This is a genomic window from Kitasatospora sp. NPDC088548, assembly GCF_044753005.1.
GTDB lineage: Bacteria > Actinomycetota > Actinomycetes > Streptomycetales > Streptomycetaceae > Kitasatospora.
Map to the genome: position 1 here is coordinate 289818 of NZ_JBIVMI010000001.1, position 18696 is coordinate 308513.

Annotated in this window: 16 protein-coding genes; 7 read left to right on the forward strand and 9 right to left on the reverse strand. The window is 73.1% G+C overall.

Annotated features, from left to right (window positions below; all coding sequences use genetic code 11):
- Positions 1–268: 268 nt before the first annotated feature.
- The gene (locus tag ACIP82_RS01325) at positions 269–2485 is read left to right on the forward strand and encodes a CDP-glycerol glycerophosphotransferase family protein (protein WP_400649597.1); all 2217 of its coding nucleotides are present in this window, start codon (positions 269–271) and stop codon (positions 2483–2485) included.
- A gap of 101 nt (positions 2486–2586) precedes the next feature.
- On the opposite strand, the gene ACIP82_RS01330 is transcribed toward ACIP82_RS01325, so the two are convergent.
- Positions 2587–2799: an EF-hand domain-containing protein gene (locus ACIP82_RS01330; RefSeq protein WP_363615257.1), complete on the reverse strand. Its 213-nt coding sequence runs from the start codon at positions 2797–2799 to the stop codon at positions 2587–2589.
- Between the two features lie 210 nt (positions 2800–3009).
- Between ACIP82_RS01330 and ACIP82_RS01335 the strand changes: the two genes are divergently transcribed.
- A complete protein-coding gene (locus ACIP82_RS01335) occupies positions 3010–3678 on the forward strand; it encodes a lysophospholipid acyltransferase family protein (RefSeq protein WP_363615259.1) in 669 nt (222 codons plus the stop codon).
- 51 nt (positions 3679–3729) lie between these two features.
- Here ACIP82_RS01335 and ACIP82_RS01340 read toward each other — a convergent pair whose 3' ends face one another.
- Both ACIP82_RS01340 and ACIP82_RS01345 read right to left on the reverse strand, forming a co-directional pair.
- A complete protein-coding gene (locus ACIP82_RS01340) occupies positions 3730–5547 on the reverse strand; it encodes an ABC transporter ATP-binding protein (protein WP_400649600.1) in 1818 nt (605 codons plus the stop codon).
- 167 nt (positions 5548–5714) lie between these two features.
- Complete coding sequence (locus ACIP82_RS01345) at positions 5715–6488, reverse strand: SDR family oxidoreductase (RefSeq protein ID WP_363608509.1); 774 nt, start codon at positions 6486–6488, stop codon at positions 5715–5717.
- A gap of 157 nt (positions 6489–6645) precedes the next feature.
- Between ACIP82_RS01345 and ACIP82_RS01350 the strand changes: the two genes are divergently transcribed.
- The 4 genes from ACIP82_RS01350 to ACIP82_RS01365 all read left to right on the forward strand — a co-directional run bounded on the left by ACIP82_RS01350 (position 6646) and on the right by ACIP82_RS01365 (position 9860).
- A complete protein-coding gene (locus ACIP82_RS01350) occupies positions 6646–6846 on the forward strand; it encodes a hypothetical protein (RefSeq protein WP_363608511.1) in 201 nt (66 codons plus the stop codon).
- 136 nt (positions 6847–6982) lie between these two features.
- The gene (locus ACIP82_RS01355; protein WP_400649605.1) at positions 6983–7753 is read left to right on the forward strand and encodes a hypothetical protein; all 771 of its coding nucleotides are present in this window, start codon (positions 6983–6985) and stop codon (positions 7751–7753) included.
- Complete coding sequence (locus tag ACIP82_RS01360; protein WP_400649608.1) at positions 7750–8688, forward strand: DUF6895 family protein; 939 nt, start codon at positions 7750–7752, stop codon at positions 8686–8688. Before ACIP82_RS01355 ends, ACIP82_RS01360 begins: the two co-directional genes overlap by 4 nt.
- Positions 8685–9860 carry a serine hydrolase domain-containing protein gene (locus ACIP82_RS01365; RefSeq protein ID WP_400649610.1) on the forward strand — a complete coding sequence of 392 codons (1176 nt, stop codon included), beginning with the start codon at positions 8685–8687 and terminating at the stop codon, positions 9858–9860. Before ACIP82_RS01360 ends, ACIP82_RS01365 begins: the two co-directional genes overlap by 4 nt.
- A 107-nt stretch (positions 9861–9967) precedes the next feature.
- Here the strand turns inward: ACIP82_RS01365 and ACIP82_RS01370 are convergent, their stop codons facing one another.
- Genes ACIP82_RS01370 through ACIP82_RS01380 form a run of 3 tightly spaced genes read right to left on the reverse strand, consistent with a single transcriptional unit; the run spans position 9968 to position 13478 of the window.
- Entirely contained in the window at positions 9968–10861 is an 894-nt protein-coding gene (locus tag ACIP82_RS01370; protein ID WP_400649613.1) for an SDR family oxidoreductase, read from the reverse strand.
- Positions 10858–11826, reverse strand: coding sequence for an alpha/beta fold hydrolase (locus ACIP82_RS01375; protein WP_400649615.1), 969 nt, complete (start codon positions 11824–11826; stop codon positions 10858–10860). Before ACIP82_RS01375 ends, ACIP82_RS01370 begins: the two co-directional genes overlap by 4 nt.
- On the reverse strand, positions 11823–13478 hold the full coding sequence (locus ACIP82_RS01380) for a flavin-containing monooxygenase (RefSeq protein ID WP_400649618.1): 1656 nt from the start codon (positions 13476–13478) through the stop codon (positions 11823–11825). The genes ACIP82_RS01375 and ACIP82_RS01380 overlap by 4 nt, the downstream gene beginning before the upstream one ends.
- A 179-nt stretch (positions 13479–13657) precedes the next feature.
- Between ACIP82_RS01380 and ACIP82_RS01385 the strand changes: the two genes are divergently transcribed.
- Positions 13658–14473 (forward strand): MerR family transcriptional regulator, encoded by an 816-nt coding sequence (locus ACIP82_RS01385; RefSeq protein WP_400649621.1) that lies wholly within the window; start codon positions 13658–13660, stop codon positions 14471–14473.
- A gap of 79 nt (positions 14474–14552) precedes the next feature.
- Here the strand turns inward: ACIP82_RS01385 and ACIP82_RS01390 are convergent, their stop codons facing one another.
- From ACIP82_RS01390 to ACIP82_RS01400, 3 genes are read right to left on the reverse strand one after another with little or no spacing between them, the layout of a single operon-like run.
- Positions 14553–16574 (reverse strand): DUF6461 domain-containing protein, encoded by a 2022-nt coding sequence (locus ACIP82_RS01390; protein WP_400649624.1) that lies wholly within the window; start codon positions 16572–16574, stop codon positions 14553–14555.
- Positions 16575–16619: 45 nt separating this feature from the next.
- Positions 16620–17918 carry a nucleotidyl transferase AbiEii/AbiGii toxin family protein gene (locus tag ACIP82_RS01395; protein ID WP_400649626.1) on the reverse strand — a complete coding sequence of 433 codons (1299 nt, stop codon included), beginning with the start codon at positions 17916–17918 and terminating at the stop codon, positions 16620–16622.
- Positions 17915–18592, reverse strand: a complete 678-nt coding sequence (locus ACIP82_RS01400) for a hypothetical protein (RefSeq protein ID WP_363608532.1) — start codon at positions 18590–18592, stop codon at positions 17915–17917. Before ACIP82_RS01400 ends, ACIP82_RS01395 begins: the two co-directional genes overlap by 4 nt.
- Positions 18593–18696: the final 104 nt, after the last annotated feature.

Sequence of the window (18696 nt, forward strand, 5' to 3'; positions counted from 1 at the left end):
GGGGAGAGTGTCCAGTCATGTGTTCGACTGATGAAGATTTCCGGCTCCTCCGAGCCACTGCCAGGCCGCCTCGACGCTGCGGCGGCCAGGCTCGGAAGGGGTCCGGACCGGCGGCTCGGCCGTAGAGGGTCGGCCGGGCCACCACCAGACTGCCGGTGCCGTCCCGCACAGGGTCCGGCACCGGCGGTTCCGGCCTCCGCCCCGTACCGGCCGGGCGGTCGCACCCGGGCGGCTCCGCCGCTGGTCCGGCTCGGTAGACTCGGCCAGCGTGCCAGTTCTCCTCAGCATCGTGCTCCCGGTCCACGGAGTGGAGCGCTTCCTGCCCCGCTGCCTCGACTCGATCCTCGAACCAGGCCCGGCCGAGAGGTCCGGCGCGGCCGGCGGGCCCCGCTTCGAAGTGATCGCGGTCGACGACCTCTCCCCCGACCGCTGCGGCGCGATCCTGGACGAGTACGCGGCCCGCGACCCCCGGCTGCGCGTCCTGCACCTCACCGAGAACCAGGGCCTCGGCGGCGCCCGTACCGCCGCCCTCCCCGAGGTGCGCGGCGAGTACGTCTGGTTCGTCGACAGCGACGACTGGCTCCCCGAGGGCACCGTCGGGGCGGTCCTCGACGAACTGGAGCAGGAGCACCGGCGCGAGACCCCGGCCGACGTCCTGCTCACCGGCTTCACCCACGTCTACCCCGACGGCGGCACCGAGCCCAACCCCTGGCGGCACGTGCTGGCCGGCTCCCCGCTGGTCGAGGGCTGCACGCTGGCCGAGCACCCGGCGCTGTTCCGGACCGTGATGTCGGTCTGGAACAAGGTGTTCCGCCGCGAGTTCCTGACCGGCCTCGGCGTCTCCTTCGGGCGCGGGTTCTACGAGGACATCTCGGTCACCTACCCGGCGCTGCTGGCCGCCGAACGGCTGCGCTACCTCGACCGCCCCTGCTACTTCTACCGGCGCGGCCGGGCCGGCGCGATCACCAGCACCGCCTCCCCCAAGCACGCCGACGCCTTCGCCCAGTACGACGCGATCTTCGGCTTCCTCGACCGTCCGGACCGCCCGGGCCGGCCCGTCCCCGACACCCTGCGCACCCTGGTCTTCGAGCGGACCGTCCAGCAGGCGCTGACCGTCTACGACACCCCGGGGCTGGTCCCGCCCGAGCTGCGCAAGGACTTCTTCCGCCGGATCTCCGAGCACTTCGGCCGCCACCGGCCGGCCGGCTACCACTTCCCCGGCGGCCTGCGCGGCGTGCAGTACCGGCTGGCGGCGCGCGGATCGCGGATCGCGTACGCGGAGCTGCGCCGTACCGGCCGGCTGCCGCGCGAACTCAAGCGCGGGGCACGGGCGGTGGCCCCGGCGGTGAAGCGCGGGGTGCGCAGCAGCGCCCGTTTCACCGCGTACAACGCGTTCCGCCGGCTGCCGCTGGACGAGCACCTGGCGGTCTACGCGGCCTACTGGCACCGGGGTTACGCGTGCAGCCCGGCCGCGATCTACGAGAAGGCGAAGGAACTGGTGCCCGGCGTCCGGGGTGTCTGGGTGGTGGAGAACCGCGCCCAGGCGGCCACCCTGCCGGCCGGGGTGCCGTACGTGATCGTCAACACGCCCGCCTATCTGAAGGCGATGGCGACCGCCAAGTACTTCGTCAACAACGTCAACTTCCCGCGCACGATGGTCAAGCGGCCGGGCACGGTGCATGTGCAGACCCAGCACGGCACGCCGCTGAAGGCGATGGGCATGGACCTCAGGGACCACCCGGCCGCCGCGGACGGGATGGACTTCGACCGGCTGCAGGAGGCGGTCGACCGCTGGGACTTCCTGGTCTCCTCGAACCCGCACACCAGCGAGCACTTCGCCCGGGCCTTCCCCGGCCGCTACGAGATGCTGGACACCGGTTACCCGCGCAACGACCGGCTGGCGAACACCACGCCGGCCGAGGTGGCCGCGATGCGCGAACGGTTCGGGCTGGCCCCGGACCGGACGGCGGTGCTGTACGCGCCGACCCACCGTGAGGGCCGCGGCGGGTACGTACCGCTGCTGGACGTGCGCGAGCTGGCCAGGCGGCTCGGGCCCGGCTTCACCCTGCTGGTGCGGACCCACTACTTCCACACCGGCGGCCCGGGCGACCTGGCGGCGGGCGAGGGCGCGGCGGAGATCGTGGACGTCTCCGCGCACCCGACCGTGGAGGACCTGTACCTGGCGGCGGACGTCCTGGTCACGGACTACTCGTCGATGATGTTCGACTACGCCGTGCTGGACCGGCCGATCGTGATCTTCGCGCCGGACTGGGACGAGTACCGGCGGGTGCGCGGGGTCTACTTCGACCTGTTCGCGGAGCCGCCCGGCGCGGTGACGGTGGACGCCGACGGGCTGGCGGCGGCGCTGCTGGCGGGCGACCCGGAGCCGGCCGCGCGGGCGAGGTTCCGGGAGCGGTTCTGCCCGTGGGACGACGGCGGGGCGGCGGAGCGGGTGGTCCGCCGGGTGTTCCCGACCGAGAGCTGAGGCCGGCAGCCCAGGGGGCGGCAGCCGGGGGCTGAGACCGGAGGGCCGGGAACACGGCTGCGGGGCCCGCGCCCGGCGGGCCCCGCAGGCTGCGACCGGACTCAGCCCTGACGCGCGGCCAGGAACTCGTCGAAGGTCAGCTCGCCGTCGTGGTTGGTGTCCATCTGCTTGATGACGGCCTCGGCCACCGAGATCGACGTGGTCAGGTCGCCGAGCTCGCGCGCGACCCTGGCGTACTCGGCGGCGGTGATCCGGCCGTCGCCGTTCACGTCGTACTTGTCGAAGGCCGCGCGGATCGTGTCGACGTCTGCCATGAGTTGCCCCTCCTATGAACTGCTGATGTGCGTTTCCGACGGCCGTACCCTACCCGGCCGTGGCGAGCGCCACGGCCGGCGGGAGTGGACGGGCTCGGGGGTGGGTGTCGTAGTCTGCGGTTCTGATCTCGGCCCGGCCGGGAACCGATCACCGATTGTCGTATGTTCAGGCCCGGGCGCCTCCCGGGCATGCTCGTCCAGGGAGGGACCATGCTCAATCTCGTCACCAAGCTGGTGCTGAAACCGCTCTCCCGGGGGATCTGGCGGCCGAACATCGAAGGTCTGGAGAACGTACCGCGCAAGGGCGGCGTGATCCTGGCCAGCAATCACCTCTCCTTCATCGACAGCGTGGTGATCCCGCTGACCGCGCCGCGCCGGGTGCACTTCCTGGCCAAGGCCGAGTACTTCACCGGCACCGGGCTGAAGGGCGCGCTGTCCAAGGGCTTCTTCGAGTCGATCGGCGCGGTGCCGGTCGAGCGCGGCACCTACCGTTCCGCCCAGGCCTCGCTGGAGTCGGCGCTGGAGATCCTGGAGGACGGCAAGGCGTTCGGCATCTACCCCGAGGGCACCCGCTCGCTCGACGGCCGGCTGTACCGGGGCAAGACCGGCGTGGCCTGGCTGGCCCTCACCGCCGGTGTCCCGGTGGTGCCGGTGGCGCTGGAGGGCCCGGAGCAGATCCTGCCGATCGGCAAGCGCGTGCCGCGCGTCCGCAAGGTGACGGTCCGCTTCGGCGAACCGCTGCACTTCGACGAACTGCACGGGCAGGCCCGCTCGCTGAAGGCCCGGCGGCAGGTCACCGACGAGGTGATGCGGGCGATCCAGCAGCTCTCCGGCCAGGAGGTCGTGGAGAGCTACAACGAGGTCCCCAAGGCCGCCTGACCCCCGGGCGGTACCCGGCCCTGCGGTACGCGCGGCCGGAACGCGCGCCCGTCAGGCCCGGTCCAGCACGGCCGTCGGCGCCTCGCGCCGCAGCAGCGCCGCGTACCGGCCGTCCGCCTCGACCAGTTCGTCATGGCTGCCCAGCTCGGCGATCTCACCCCGGTCCAGGACGACGATCTGGTCGGCCGCCCGGACGGTGGAGAGCCGGTGGGCGATGGTGATGGTGGTCCGGCCCGCCGCCAGGGTGTCGATGGCCTGCTGGACGGCACGTTCGGTGCGGTTGTCCAGCGCGCTGGTGGCCTCGTCCAGGATCAGCACCGGCGGGTTGCGCAGGATGGTCCGGGCGAGGGCGAGGCGCTGCTTCTCCCCGCCCGAGAAGCGGTAGCCGCGCTCGCCGACCAGGGTGTCGTAGCCGTTCGGCAGTCCGGCGACGGTCGTGTGGATCTGCGCGGCCTCGGCGGCGGCGACCAGTTCGGCGTCGGTGGCGTCCGGCTTGGCGAAGCGCAGGTTGTCGGCGACCGAGGCATGGAAGAGGTAGGTCTCCTGGGAGACCACGCCGACCGCCCGGGACAGCGTCTCGAAGGACAGCTCGCGCACGTCCACGCCGTCGATGGTGACCCGGCCGCCGGTCACGTCGTACAGCCGGGGGACGAGGTAGCTGAGCGTGGTCTTGCCGGAGCCGGTCTCGCCGACCACGGCGAGTGAGCCGCCGGCCGGGACCTTGAGCTCGACGCCGGACAGGGTGGGCCGTTCCTGCTCCGGGTCGTAGCGGAACTCCACCCCCTCGAAGCGGACCTCGCCCCGGATCTTCTCCAGGCCGACCGGCCGCTCGGGCTCGGCGATCTCCACCGGCAGGTCGAGGTACTCGAAGATCCGGTGGAACAGCGCCAGCGAGGTCTGCACCTCCACACCGGTCGAGAGCAGGCTGACGGTCGGCCGGAAGAGGCCCTGCTGGAGCGAGACGAAGGCGACCAGGGTGCCGACCGAGACGATCGGCGAACCGCCGGCCGCGGCCAGGCCGGCCGCCCAGTAGATCACCGCGGGCATCGCGGCCATCACGATCTGGATGGTGTTCATCCGCCAGCGCCCGGCCATGCTGGCGCGCACCTCCAGCTCGGCCAGCTGGTCGGACTGCTCGGTGAACTCCCGGGAGAGCGAGTGGGAGCGGCCCATGGTGCGGCCGAGCAGGATGCCGCTGACCGAGAGCGACTCCTGCACCGCCGAGCTCATCGCGGCGAGCTGCTTCTGCCGCTCGGTGGTGATCTTCTTGCGCTCGTTGCCCACCCGGCGGCTGATCCACACGAAGAGCGGCAGGAGCAGCAGGGAGACCACGGTCAGCCGCCAGTCCAGCGCCACCATGGCGACCACCGAGGCGATCACGCTGGTGAAGTTGGAGACCAGCGAGGTGGCGGTGGAGGTCACCGTGGACTGCATGCCGCCGATGTCGTTGGCGATCCTGGACTGCACCTCACCGGTGCGGGTCCGGGTGAAGAACGCCAGCGACATCCGCTGGAGGTGGCTGTAGACCGCGGTGCGCAGGTCGTGCATGACGCGCTGGCCGACGGTGGTGGAGATCAGCGTCTGCAGCACGTTGAAGACGCTGTTCACCACGGCGGTGGCGATCATCCCGAGCACGAGCAGGCTGAGCAGCCCGGTGCGGCCCTCGGGGATGGCCGTGTCGAGGACGGCCTTCAGCAGGAACGGCGACACCACCGAGACCACCGCGGAGGCCGCCACCAGCAGGCCGACCACGGCGAGCCGGCCGCGGTACGGGCGGAAGAGCGCGAGGATCCGGCGCCACTGGGACGGCGGGCGGGGCTCGCCCTCGGCGCGCTCGGGTGGGGTCCATCGGATGCCTTCGGGCCTCAAGGGCGGACCTCCCGGGGTCGGACGCGCGGGCGCGCGGCGGGCATGGCGGTCGGGCGGCCACCAGCACAGCGAGAATAGCTCATAGTTAGCAAAGCTAATAATGAGGCTCACTCTATTCCCGCGCTCCCCGACCGCCGCCCGACCGGCCCCCGGCCGTCGGGCAAGCCCTAGTTGGGTCCGTAGGTGCGCGCCGCCTTGGAGGAGAGCCCGCCGAGCGCGCCGGACGGCAGCAGCCGGGCGGCCGCGATCGCGACCTTGTAGCGCTTGCCCGGGATGGACAGCGAACGGCCGCGGGCCAGGTCCCGCATGGCCTCGTCCACCACCCGTTCAGCGGACAGCCAGCCCCAGGACGGGATGTTGCCCGTCCCCATGCCCGCCCGCTGGTGGAACTCGGTCCGGGTGAAGCCCGGGCAGAGCGCCATCAGCCGCACTCCCGTCCCGCCGACATCGCGCAGTACCCCCTGGGTGAAGCTCACCACCCACGCCTTGCTGGCACCGTACGTGCCGCGCGGCAGGAAGGCCGCGACCGAGGCGACGTTGACGATCGCCCCGCGCCGCCGCTCGCGCATGCCCGGCAGGGCCGCCGTGGTCAGCCGCAGGATCGCCTCGATGTGCACCTTCAGCATGTCCAGTTCGTCCTGGAGCGGGACGGTCAGGAACGCGCCCTTGTTGCCGAAGCCGGCGTTGTTCACCAGCAGGTCCACCGGGCGGGCGGCATCGGCCAGCCGGGCCTCGACGGCCGCGATGCCCTCGTCGGTGGCGAGATCGGCGGTGAGCACCTCCGTCTCGACGCCGTACTTCGCGTGCAGGTCCGCGGCGGAACGTTCCAGCCGCCCGGTGTCCCGGGCCACCAGGACGAGTTGATAGCCGCTCCGGGCGAGCCGGCGGGCGAACGCGGCTCCGATGCCGGCGGTCGCGCCGGTGATCAAGGCAGTGGTCATATCCCCGACCGTACCGACCCCACCCCCGGCGGGCCCAACAGACCGGAAAGGTAACCGATCAGCGCACTGCGGATGCAGGTATCGGTGGGCGCTCATAAGGTCGGTCCGGGGGCATCGCCGGACCAGGCGATGACGATCCTATGAGGAGGCACTTCTGATGCTTGCTCAGTACCTGACCGGAAAAGCCCCGGCGTCGCGCGCGACCCGGGCCGAACTCGACACCCTCGGCGCCCTGATGGTGGAGGACGAGGCCGTCGTCAGCGACGCGCCCACGTACCGCCCCGAAGCCGCCGGGCTGCTGTTGCTGCTGGGCCTCATCCTTCTGTCCCCGAAGCCGCCCAAGGAGAAGACCCGGTAACCGGAACGGGTACCGGCCACGCACGAAGGCTTGCGCGGTGAAGCCACCCGTCGCGAAGCCCACCGATGTGGAACTTCTCCCAACGGGCCTCCCCGCAAGCCTTCGTGAAGCCTTCCTCAAGGAGGACCACCCAGCCATGTCATTCGCCCATACCTCGCTCCGCGACGAGTACGCCGCAGCGGTCGAGCAGACGGCGGCCCAGACCCTCGGCGCCCTTCGGGGCGCCGGGGGTGCGGTCGCGCTCGTCGACCCCGGCACGGCCAACGCGTCCCGGCCGCTGCTCGCCGCCGTCCGGGTGCTCGGGCCGGACCTGTTCGCCCCGCAACTGCTCGGCGGCGCCGCGCCCGACACCGAGGCCGTCCTGCTGCTCGCCGAGGCGCACCGGGCCTTTCCGTCAACCGCCGCCGAGGCGGACGGCCCGGACGCCCCCGAGGGCGCCGCACTGATCGCCGCCTGGCGGGACTGGGCCACCGGGGCCTTGTTCGCCCGGACCCTGCGCTCCATCAGCACTCCCGGCCTGGCGGAACTCTCCCTCCGCGCACCCCAGCCCGACCACGCGCCGCAGCCGCAACCGCATGCCTGGCAGGCCTGGTCGGTCCGGATGGCCCAGCTCTCCGCGCTCGCCCTGCCCGGCCTCGACGGCCCGGTGCACCGGACCGCCCGCACCCACACCCTTGCGCTCGCCCGGGGCACCGTCCGCTCCATGCTGCGCCGCGACCACCGGGTGGCCGCCCGGCTCGCCCGCTGGCTCGCCTGGTCCCGGGCCGAAGGCCTGTCACTGCCGTTGGAGGTCGAACCGGTGCTGGAGCGGATCCACGCCGCCGGAGACGGCAGCTCCCGAACCGCGCTCGAACTCGGCATCGCCGAAGCCCTGCTGGCCATCACCCCGAACGGAGCGACGGCATGACGGACGATCAGCGGCTGTCCATCGCACAGCAGATCGGCTCGCGTGCCATGGCCTGGCTGCACGCCTCCCATGAACGCGGCTTCGGCCGGCTCCCGGACAACGTCACCGTCGACCTCTCCGACCCCAACAACGCCTACAAGCCGATCGCCGAATGCGCGCTGGCCGCCTCGCTGGTCCTGCGGGACGGCGTCACCGGCCCGCGGGACGCCCAGGTCGCCCGCGACATGCTGGACTTCGGCTGGTCCCAGCTGCAGAAAGGAAACCTCCTCTACGAGCGGCAGTTGCGCCATCTGGTGATGACCGACCCGCTGGAAACCTATGTCCACTTCGCCAGGGCCGGCTACCGGCATCCCGCACTGGAAGAGCTGCTGGCGTCGCTCAGCCGGCTGCGGTCCGTGCACGCCGTCGAGATCCTGCCCGGCCGCCGGCTCGCCGTCGCCAACGCCCGCCGGGTGGTGGGCCTCGCCGACCGGCCGGACGACTGGGCCGCCCTCGCCGCCGGGACATGGCTCAGCGCCACGCCCGAACCGTGGGCCATGGACTGGATGACCGGCTACCACATCACTCATGCCGTCTTCCATCTCACCGACTGGGGCGCCCGACCGGAAGGCCTGCCCGAGCCGATGGCCGACTTCGTCCGCGCCTGGCTGCCCGTCTGGGTGGACATCTGGCTGGAGGTCGGCGAGTGGGACCTGGTCGGCGAACTGCTGGTGGTGGACTCGTGCATCGGCGAGCCCGTCACCGGCATGCAGGGCTGGGAGGCGCTGGCCGCCGTTCAGCGCGAGGACGGACTGATCCCCCGCGACAGCTCCGAACCCGTATCGGAGGATCCGGCCCAGGCGTTCAAGGACCACGAACACACCGCCGTGGTCGGGGTGGTGGCCGGCACCGTCACCCTCTCCCGCGCGCTCGGCGGCGCCGCCGTGGCCGCATGAACGTGGCGGGCGCCCTCGGCGGTTCGGGGGAGCCCGACGCGTTCGGCCGGGTGAACGGGCCTGGCGGGCCCACCACGACTGGCGGGCCCTACGGTCTGGGCGGCCCGGGCGGCCTGGATCGCCTCGACGACCTGGGCGAACCCGGCGAACTCGACGGCTTCGGCGAGCCGGAGCTGGCCGAACTCGTACGGGCCGCCGCGCCGCACGCCACCGCCGTCACACTGGCGGTGGCCCGCGGCGACCGGCAGGCCGTCCGCTGCCACGGGCGGCTCGCCCGCGACAGCGCCGCGCCGTGCACGCCCGAAACCGTTTTCGAACTCGGCTCGGTGACCAAGACGTTCACGGCACTGCTGCTCGCCACCATGGCGGCCCGCGGCGAACTCGCCCTGGACGACCCGGTGGAACGCCACCTCCCCGAGCGCTGGCGCCCTGCGACCGTCCGCCGCGGCGGCCCGATCCGGCTGCTCCACCTGGCCACCCACACCTCCGGCCTTCCCGGACTGCCGCCCGGCCTGCTCGCGGAGGCCGTCCCCACCTGGTTCAGCAACCCGTACGCCGCCTATCTTGACGAGCAGTTGAGGGAGGGCCTGGCGCGAACCACCGTGCACCACAGACCAGGAAGCTGGTTCGGCTACTCCAACTACGGTGTCGCCCTGCTCGGCCGCCTGCTCACCGAGGCCGGTGGCGCCACCTACCCCGAGCTGCTCGCCGACCGCATTCTCCGCCCGCTGGACCTGCGGTCCACCACCTGCTCCCCCGACGCCCCCGACCGGGCCGTCGGACACCGGCGAGGCCGCCCGCTGCCGCCCTGGCGCATCCCCGGCCTGCCCGGCGCCGGCGCCGTCCGCGCCGGCGGCGCCGATGTGCTGCGCTTCCTCCGCGCGCATCTTCCCGGCGAGGAAAGCGAATTGAGAGAGGCTCTGGACGACGTCCAGCAGCTCCGGCTGCGGTTGCCACGCTCGACCGACCAGCTCTGCCTGGTCTGGAACCACCGGCGCGTCGGCGGCCGCGACCTCTTCTTCCACTCCGGCGCCACGCGCGGCTTCACCTCACTGGTCGGCTTCTGCCCCCAGACCGCCTCGGTCGTCGGGGCTCTGGCCAACTGCGGCCCGGCGCTGGACGGACGCTTCGTCCAGCGCGGCTACGAGGTACTGAAGCACGTTGCCAGGTAAGGCTGCGCGGGCGGACAAGGTTCGGACAACAAGTAACAGATAACAGATTTCGAAATCTGTTATCTGTTGCTTGTTGTCTGTTACCTATCCTCCGTTGCCCGTGCCGCTCAGGTCCGTTCGCCGCGCGCCGCTTCGTCGGCGGCGCCGCCCGCGCCGACGGGGCGCGTCCGGGTGGCGGCGGTGGCCTTCAGCTCCGGGGCCAGCCTGGCGACATCGCGGGAGCCGACTGCGGCGATCAGGGTGGGGAGGAGCCAGCGGACCGGCTGAATGCCGCGCAGCCAGGCCTGGGCGTAGACGTGGGCGGAGCGGCGGGAGATGCCCGCGGCGAGGCGGGCCACCGCCGGATCCAGCGGGTAGGTCTTGCCGGCCGGCCAGGGCAGCCGGGAGCGCATCCGGGCGAGGACGACGTCCTGGTCGGCGCCGCGCACCATGTCGGTGTCGGTCCAGCTCAGGTAGCCGACCCCGACCTTGACGCCCTGGTGGGCGACCTCGGCGCGGAGCGCGTGGGCGAAGGCCTCGACGCCCGACTTGCTGGCGCAGTACGCGCTCATCAGCGGGGCGGGCGCGATCGCGGCGAGCGAGGCGATCTGAAGGAGGTAACCGCGGCTCTCGGTGAGGGCGGGGAGGAAGGCCCGGGCGGTGGCGACACTGCCGAGGAGGTTGACCTCGATCACCCGGCTGAACACCCGGTGGTCACTGTCCAGCAGCGGGCCGCCGACGGCGATGCCGGCGTTGGCGACGACGGTGTCGATCCGGCCGTGGTGTTCCTTGATCTGCCGGGCGGCCTCGGTGAGCGCGTCGATGTCGGTGACATCGGCCTCCCAGGCGGTGGCAGTCGGTCCGCAGAGGGCGGCGACGTTCTTCAGCTCGGCCGGCTCCAGGCCGACCAGGGCGACCTCGGCGCCGCGCCGGGCGAGCGTGCGGGCGAGCGCGGCGCCCACGCCTCGGGCGGCACCGGTGATCACGACGACCTGCGCGGAGAGCGGCGGAATGGCGTTCATGCGTCGGCGGTCCTCTCAAGTGAGGCGGCCGACGGCTGGACGCCGGGCGGGTGGGCGACGGCGAGATGGGCGCCCGCGAGGCGGTGGATCTCGGCGACGACCTCTGCGGGCCGCTCGACGGGCAGCATGTGGCCGATGCCGGGCAGCAGGAGCAGTCCCTGCGGGTCGGCCAGCGCGGCGACCATCCGGTGGGCGTGCACCGGGGGCGTCATCCGGTCCTCGGTGCCGACCATGACGGCGGTCGGCACGGTGAGCCGGGCGAGTCCGGCCCTGACGTCCAGCCGCTCCAGCACGCCCGCCCAGTTGGCCCGGACGGCGGTCGGGCAGGCGTGCACGATCCGGGCCGCCGCCTGCACCCGGTCGGTGGGTGACGCCGCTCCCATCGTCACGTACTTGAGCCCGGCGCGGCTGGCCGGGCCGACCGGCCCGAGCGGCAGCCGGGAACCCAGCAGCCGGCGGTGGAGGAAGCGGCGCAGCCCAGGGGAGCGCACCGCGCCCGGCAGGATGGTCAGTTCGGCGATCAGGTCGGCGGGGCCGGTGGAGACCAGCAGGGCGGCGGCGGTGCGTTCGGCGACCTCGGGGCGGCCGGCGGCGGCCATGATGGTCATGCCGCCCATGCTGTGGCCGACGAGGAGGGCCCGCTCCCCCGCCGGGACGGTCCGGGTGAGCACGGCCGAGAGGTCCTCGGCGAGCGCCCGGGTGGAGTAGCGGACCCGGCTCGGCGGGATCTCGCTGCGACCGTGGCCGCGCTGGTCGTAGGCCACCACCCGGTAACGGTCGGCGAGTTGGTGGATGACCGGGGCCCAGAAGGCGGTCGAGCAGGTCCAGCCGTGGGCGAGGACGACGGTCGGCGCCGCGGGCTGCCCGTGAATCTCGACGTGCAGCCGGATGCCGTCGGTCGAGCGGACGTCCAACTCCTCGACGGGAGCGGGCGGAAGGCAGTCGGCCGGGAGCGTCGGGCTCATACCAGGGCCTCCTCGGTGGTGGCGGTGGCGGCGGCGGGCGCGGGCGCGGTACGCGTGATCAGCTCGTACTCGGCGAGGTCCACCTTGCGGGTGGCGCGGCGGAACGCGGTGGTGGAGGCGGGCCAGAGCACGGTGTTCCTGCCACTGCTGTCCAGGTACCAGCTGCGGCAGCCGCCGGTGGTCCAGACGGTGCGGTCCATCCGGTGCTGGAGTTCGAGGTTCCAGTGCCGCTGCGCGCGGGCGGTCGGCTGCATCGCGGTGGCGCCGACGGAGCGGAGCGTGGTGAGCGCGTCGATCAGATAGTTCAGCTGGGACTCGATCATCAGGATCATCGAGCTGTTGCCGAGGCCGGTGTTGGGGCCGACGACGAAGAAGAGGTTCGGGAAGCCGTGCACGGTGGACCCGCGCAGTGCCTCCATGCCGTCCTTCCACTCCTCGGCGAGGCTGGTGCCGTTGGCACCGAACACCCGTGCGCCGATCGGCATGTCGGTGACGTGGAAGCCGGTGCCGAAGACGATCGCGTCCACCTCGTGCTCGCTGCCGTCGGCCGCGACCAGGGTCGAACCGCGCACCTCGCGCAGGCCGGAGGCGACCACCTCGGTGTTGGCGGCGGCGAGTGCCGGGTAGTAGGTGTTGCTGAGCAGGATGCGCTTGCAGCCGATCCGGTAGTCCGGGGTGAGCCGGGCCCGCAGCGCCGGGTCGGCGACGCCCTGCGCGAGGTGCCGCTCGGCGAGCCCCTGGACGAGGCGCAGCGCGCCGGGCCGGCGGACGAAGGCGTCCACCTGGAGCTCGCGGAGCGCGAACAGCGCGCCACGGCGGATCCTGGCGGTGACGGGCAGCCGCCCGTGGAGCCACTTCTCCAGCCCGCTGATCTCGCGGTCGCCGCGCGGGAGGACCCAGGCGGGGGTGCGCTGGAAGACCGTCAGCCGGCCGACCTTCGGCTGGATGGACGGGATGATCTGGGCGGCGGAGGCGCCGGTGCCGACCATGGCGACCCGCCGGCCCGCGAGGTCGTAGTCGTGGTCCCAGCGGGAGGAGTGGAACACCTTGCCGGGGAAGGTGTCCAGGCCCGGCAGGTCGGGGATCTGCGGGTCGGCGAGCGCCCCGGAGGCGGAGACGATCGCGTCGGCGGTCCACTGACCGGCGGTGGTGGTGATCCGCCAGCGGGTCTGCTCGGCCTCCCAACGGGCTTCGGTGAGTTCGGTGTTGAAGCGCAGGTGGGGGCGGAGGCCGAAGACGTCGGCGACCTTCTCCAGGTAGGCGCGGATGTCGGGCTGGCCGGAGAAGCTGCGCGGCCAGTCGGGGTTGGGCGCGAAGGAGAAGGAGTAGAGGTGCGAGGGGACGTCGCAGGCGCAGCCGGGGTAGCTGTTGTCCCGCCAGGTGCCGCCGACCGAGTCGGCGCGCTCCAGGATGACGAAGTCGGTGATGCCGGCGCGGCGCAGCCGGACGCCGGCGCCGAGGCCGCCGAAACCGGAGCCGATGACCGCCACCCGGACGTGCGGGACGGCCGCGGGGGCCTGGGGGTCGTGGGCGGCCGGGGCGTCGTCGGTCTCCGGGACGTCGTGCGCGTCGTGGGAGTCGTCGGCGTCCTGGGTGTTTCCGGCCTCCTGGGCGGGCGTGCCGGGCCGGGGGCGCTTGGTGCTGGATGCCATGCGGCGTCCTCCTGAGGGTGGGATCGCGGATTGCACACTGCCAAGAGGAACTGTCCCGGGAAGCGTCCCCCGGAGACCGGGTAACCATGCCAGCAATCACTGGCATGGTTGGCAGGGTAGCCCTTGCTGACAGTTGATGGAAGAAGGACGACCACCCCGTTTCGACGACCGCCGGTCCTATGCTGAGCGCCGTGGAGAAGCTCAGAGCGGCTGCGGACGACGGACAACGCGAGTACCGGGTGGAGGAACTGGCCGAAGCGGCCGGCATCACCGCCCGCACGCTGCGTTTCTACCGCGAGCGCAAACTGCTCCCGCCGCCCCGCAGGGAGGGCCGGATCGCCTGGTACGGCGACGCCCACCTGGCCCGCCTGCGGGTGATCGCCGAACTGCTGGAGCGCGGCCACACCCTGGGCGGTATCGCCGAGTTGATCGGCGCCGGCGAGAGCGGCCGGGACGTCGCCGAGCTGATCGGGCTGGAGGCCGCGATCGTCGCGCCCTGGTCGGACGAGACGCCGGTGCGCCTGGACTGGGAAGAGCTCAAGGCCACCTTCGGCGACCAGCTGACCGAGGAGAACACCGCCGAGTCCATCGCCCAGGGCTACATCACCGTGGAGGACGACGGCATCACCCACGTCAGCCGCCGGCTGATGGACGCCACGATGGCGCTGGTCGCCGAGGGGGTGCCGCTCTCCGCCGTCCTGGAGGCCAGCCGGCGCACCCGGGAGCACGTGGACGCGATCGCCGAGATCTTCACCACCGTGGTCGCCGAGCAGCTGCTCGGCGCGCTCTCCGCCGACGCCCCGCTGCCGCCCGGCGAGGCGGCCCGGCTGACCGAGCGGATCCTCCGGGTACGCCCGCTGGCCCGGACGGTGGCGGACGCGCAGTTCGCGCTGGCGATGGACCGGCGGGTGCACGCCGAGTACGAGGAACTGCTGCGCCAGCGGCGGCTGGAGCCACGCGCCGGCGGCGAGGGCGAGGACGCCTGCGGTCCGTAGGAAAGCCGGTCCGCCCCGGCGACCCCCGCGACCCCCGCGACCCCGGTGACCCCGGTGGCCGTCACGGTGCGACCGCACGTCAGCTCTCGCCCGCCGCCATCCACCTGAGTTCCCCGTAGCTCTCGCCGGGCCCCGGCGGGCGCGTCCACGAGCGGGTGGTGAAGGAGTGCAGACGGCCCTCGGTGAGGGCGAAGCGGGGCAGCGCGACACCGAACTCTGCCGCGATCGCCGTCAGAGCCGCGCGCTCGGCCCGCCGATCGCCCCGCCGGTCGTCCTGCTCCGGTAGAACGTGTTCCGCAATGACGTGGTCCGGGCCGGCGTCCTCACCCCGGGCGAAGAACCGGTCCGGGTCGAGCGCCGACGGTATCGCGCCGCTGCGGCGGATGTCAGCGCCCTCGACGGTGTACGCGTACCGCTCCTCGCCGTCCTCCGCGACGGAGAGGTGGAACAGGCCGTCCCCGGCCGCGTGCGACTCGGCCGGTACGCCCCAGACCACGACCGCCCGGGTGCCGTGCGAGGCGGCTGCGGCCGGGGACTCCAAGCGCGGGGCGCAGAAGGAGGCCGGGTCCGTGTCGAACGCGACGCTCCAACCGGCTCCGGCCCGGGCGACGAAGGCCTGCGCCTTGTCGTCGTACGTCGAACTCACGCCGCCGGCGAACCGTTGCCGCTGAGCCTCCCAACGGGTCATCGGCGCACCCAGCGCGGTGGCGTCGCCGTCCGCCCCGAACCGGGCGGGCAGTTCGTCCGGGGCCACACCCTCGACCAGGACGAAGCGGTACCCGTCATGGCGCCCCTGCCGGTCCTCGGCGGCCAGCCAGGCCAGGCCATCGCACCCGGACTCGCCCCCGCACCCGCACCCGCACCCGGAGCCGGAGCCGGACCCGGACCCGCCGGCCGGGGCGACGACCCCCGCCGGTCCGTCGTCGGCGCACCCGCCCCTCGGGACGGCGAGGAGTTCACGTCCGCGCTCCGGCGTGACGAGCGGCCCGAGGAGGGGGTCGGCGAGCAGGCCGAGCGGCGCGAGATGGTCCGGCCCCAGCGGTGTCCAGTGCGGCAACCCGGCGAGCAGCGTCCGCCAGGCCTCGTCCGTGCCGCCCCATCGCGCCTGCTCCCGGGCGTGCTCCACGGCCCGGCCGAACGCGCCGGGAGCGGTGTAGCGGAAGGTCTGCTCCGCCACCTGCCGCAGGATCTCCGCCGCCGCGCCGCGCACCTCTCCGGACGCGGAACGCAGCACGAACTCCCATGAACCCTGGTCGCGTTGGGACCGGATGTGCTCGGCCGCCAGCACGGCCACCACGTCACCGGTGTAACGCGGATCGGCCGCCAGGCCGCCAAAGCCGACCGACCAGGTCTGCCCGAGAAGACGCCTGATCTGGTCGAGCATCTCCGTGGCGCGCGGCCTGCCGAACTCCGCCGCCTCCTTCAGTGCCGCCTCGGCCCGCTCGTACCCCCCGCGCAGCGCCTCGGCCCGGCCCTGCTCGACCAGTTCGTCCAGCGCCCGGGTCGTGCTGTTGACGAACCTCCCCTCCGTACGGCCGGAGGCAAGCCGGTGGAACTCGCGGTACATGGCGGCCATGAACGCCCGGAACGACCCGTACCTGGTCGGCGGGCCACCGGACCAGGACGCGTGCCGGTAGACCGCCCACTCCCCGGCCTCGTCCCGGTCGAGCGGGTCGAGCAGGACGAGCACCAGGTCGGACTCGACGTCCAACTGCAACGCGCGATCCCACATCCCGGCCCGCATGACCTGCTCCGGCGAGGAGTTCTCGTCCAGGAACTCACGGTCGAGCCGCCCCACCCCCGCGCCGTCCCGGTGCCAACGGGCCCCCTCGGTACCGGCGAGCCGCCAGACGAAGCCGCCCGCGTGCCGCCAGCCGTCGCTGACCTCCAGGAAGGCCCGGTACGACGGCGGCAGCGGCTGCCCCACCCACGCCTCCATCGCGGCTGTCCGCTCGGCGGACGCGGGCTCGAACCCCAGCCAGCGGGCACGCAGCGGCTCTTCGTCACCCGCCCCGTTGTCGTCGGCGTCGGCGTGCGCGTCCGCCCACTCCTCGCTCCACCGGGTGAGGAACGAACGCCAGTCGAAGGTCTCCTCGGTCATGGCGGCGATCCTCGCACCCGCCACTGACAGTCCGTCGACCGGCACTCACGCCCCGTCGCGGGCCTCTCGCACCAGGCCGGCCCACCACTCCGGGTCCCGCCCGTACCGGTCGACCAGGCCGGACCAGGCCGGCTCCGCCAGGACGACGGCGCAGGCGTCCTCGAAGCGGCACCGCTCACCTCCGAGCAGTTCCCGGGTGATGACGATCGCGAGGGCGGCCGGGGCGTCGGAGGTGGCGAGCCGCCGCTGGACCTCCGGCATACCGGCGCTGTCGAGCACCTCGCGATACCGGTCCACCCAGCCCGCCAGCCACCAGCGCTTCGCCTCGGGGCCGGTCCCGTCGTCGCCGTCGAAGGTCGGTGCCAGGGCCTCGGCCAGCCGTCGGACGTACTGCTCGGGGCCGCCCTCGACCTCGGGATACTCCCGGGCGAAGTCGTCCCACTCCAGGTCCACCGCCAGCTCCCCGATCCTCGCCGCGGTGACGGGGTGGAAGGCGTACCAGTGCTCCCCGCCCACGAAGGCGTCCCGCAGCACCGACCGGCGCAGCCGGCACGACTCGGCCAGCAGCACCGCGTCGTAGAGGTCCTTGCCCTGCGGGTACCGGTCGGTGACCAGCCACATCAGCTTCCACGCGAGCGAGAGTTCGGGGGTGACCCCGAGCACCGGGGCACCGGGCCCGTCCGCCAGCGGACGGACCAGCCGTCGCTCCGGCGCCACCGGCAGCCGCTCGTTGAACACGAAGTCGAGCTGCACGGTGCCGCCGGGGAGCCCCTCGGCCGTCCAGGGCAGGGCCAGGCGCCGGCCGGGAACGCGCTCGTACGTCCAGATGTCCTCGCTCACGGCGCCTGCCGCGTCGAAGCGCACCGGGTGCCCGGCGGCAGCTTGCCCGGCCGCCAGCTCGGCGGCGCGGGCTATGCCGTCGATCATCGCGGCCGTCCGGGGCTCCCCGATCTCCCAGTCGGCCGGGGTGACCACGAAGTCCAGGTCGCCCGGCTCGCGCGCCGCCTCGCCGTACCAGCCGCGCAGCAGGACACTGCCGCGCAGCACCAGGTGGTCGGCCCAGTCCGAGCCGGCGATGCCGGCGAGGACGAGGTCGATGGCGCGGCGCCGGGCGTCCCGCCAGGCGAGCCCGACCTCGCGGTCCGCGAACCGGGGGTCGGTGGCCCGGTAGGCGTTCGGGTACTGCTTGAGGGCGGGGTCGAAAACCGCCTTCTGGACCGCGCGCGGGTCCTGTACCGGCCGGAGCGTCAGCGGCAGCCCGTACCCCGGGCGCCGTTCGTCGTCGAGCGGGGCCTTCGGCACCTCCCGATTACGCCATCCGAAGGATTCCCAGGTGCCGGTCATCGTCTGTCCGTTCCGTCGAGCCAACCGTCGTCCACCGCCAGATTGCTGTCGTACACGACGAACTCCCGTTCCACCGAGAGGATGTCGAAGCCGGCCCCGGCGACCGCGCCGACCAGCCGGTCCAGCCGGTCCCCCGCCGTCCGCAGGCCGACGCCGTGGCAGCGCTGGGTGACGAACCGCTGCTGCCGCCCGGACGGCCCGGCCACCCGGCGGGCGTTCCAGGAGACGTGCGCGCCGTGGCCGACGGCGACGGCGGTCAGGGCCTCGCGCTCGGCGTCGGCGGCGAGAGCCACCTTGAGATGGTGCTCGAAGTACCGCTCCGGGCCGAGCCGGCGCGCGTCCTCGTCGCTCGCCGGAACGCCGTCCGTCCAGGGCGTGGCCTCGATCTTCACCCGCACCGGCCGGTACCCGGCGGCGCTCAGACCGTCCGTCAACTCCTCCGCCGCGACACGCTGTTGGCGCAGCGATCCGGCGCCGTTCAGGGTCACCATCGGCTGGGACTTGGTCCGGCCCCGGGCGAGGCGGATGTGGAGGAGCTTCACTCCGCGCTCGGCGGCCCACCGTTCGAGCCCCGGCAGATCGCCGTCCGGGCAGGCGACGGTCACATGGGTCTCGAACTCGCCGAGGAAGCCGGCCTCGGCCGGCGACGGAGGGAGTGGGTAGTCAGTGTGCACCACCACATGATCATCCCAGCTCAGGACGCTCGCCGACACCGGTTTTCCATCCACCCCGAGGCCGGGCGAACTCTCCCGTACGCCACGGCCTTGCACCTCGGACG

Coding starts and splice junctions, on each gene's coding strand:
- ACIP82_RS01330 (WP_363615257.1), bottom strand. CDS start 2,799: ATGGCAGACGTCGACACGATCCGCGCGGCCTTCGACAAGTACGACGTG.
- ACIP82_RS01335 (WP_363615259.1), top strand. CDS start 3,010: ATGCTCAATCTCGTCACCAAGCTGGTGCTGAAACCGCTCTCCCGGGGG.
- ACIP82_RS01345 (WP_363608509.1), bottom strand. CDS start 6,488: ATGACCACTGCCTTGATCACCGGCGCGACCGCCGGCATCGGAGCCGCG.
- ACIP82_RS01350 (WP_363608511.1), top strand. CDS start 6,646: ATGCTTGCTCAGTACCTGACCGGAAAAGCCCCGGCGTCGCGCGCGACC.
- ACIP82_RS01355 (WP_400649605.1), top strand. CDS start 6,983: ATGTCATTCGCCCATACCTCGCTCCGCGACGAGTACGCCGCAGCGGTC.
- ACIP82_RS01360 (WP_400649608.1), top strand. CDS start 7,750: ATGACGGACGATCAGCGGCTGTCCATCGCACAGCAGATCGGCTCGCGT.
- ACIP82_RS01365 (WP_400649610.1), top strand. CDS start 8,685: ATGAACGTGGCGGGCGCCCTCGGCGGTTCGGGGGAGCCCGACGCGTTC.
- ACIP82_RS01370 (WP_400649613.1), bottom strand. CDS start 10,861: ATGAACGCCATTCCGCCGCTCTCCGCGCAGGTCGTCGTGATCACCGGT.
- ACIP82_RS01375 (WP_400649615.1), bottom strand. CDS start 11,826: ATGAGCCCGACGCTCCCGGCCGACTGCCTTCCGCCCGCTCCCGTCGAG.
- ACIP82_RS01380 (WP_400649618.1), bottom strand. CDS start 13,478: ATGGCATCCAGCACCAAGCGCCCCCGGCCCGGCACGCCCGCCCAGGAG.
- ACIP82_RS01385 (WP_400649621.1), top strand. CDS start 13,658: ATGCTGAGCGCCGTGGAGAAGCTCAGAGCGGCTGCGGACGACGGACAA.
- ACIP82_RS01390 (WP_400649624.1), bottom strand. CDS start 16,574: ATGACCGAGGAGACCTTCGACTGGCGTTCGTTCCTCACCCGGTGGAGC.
- ACIP82_RS01395 (WP_400649626.1), bottom strand. CDS start 17,918: ATGACCGGCACCTGGGAATCCTTCGGATGGCGTAATCGGGAGGTGCCG.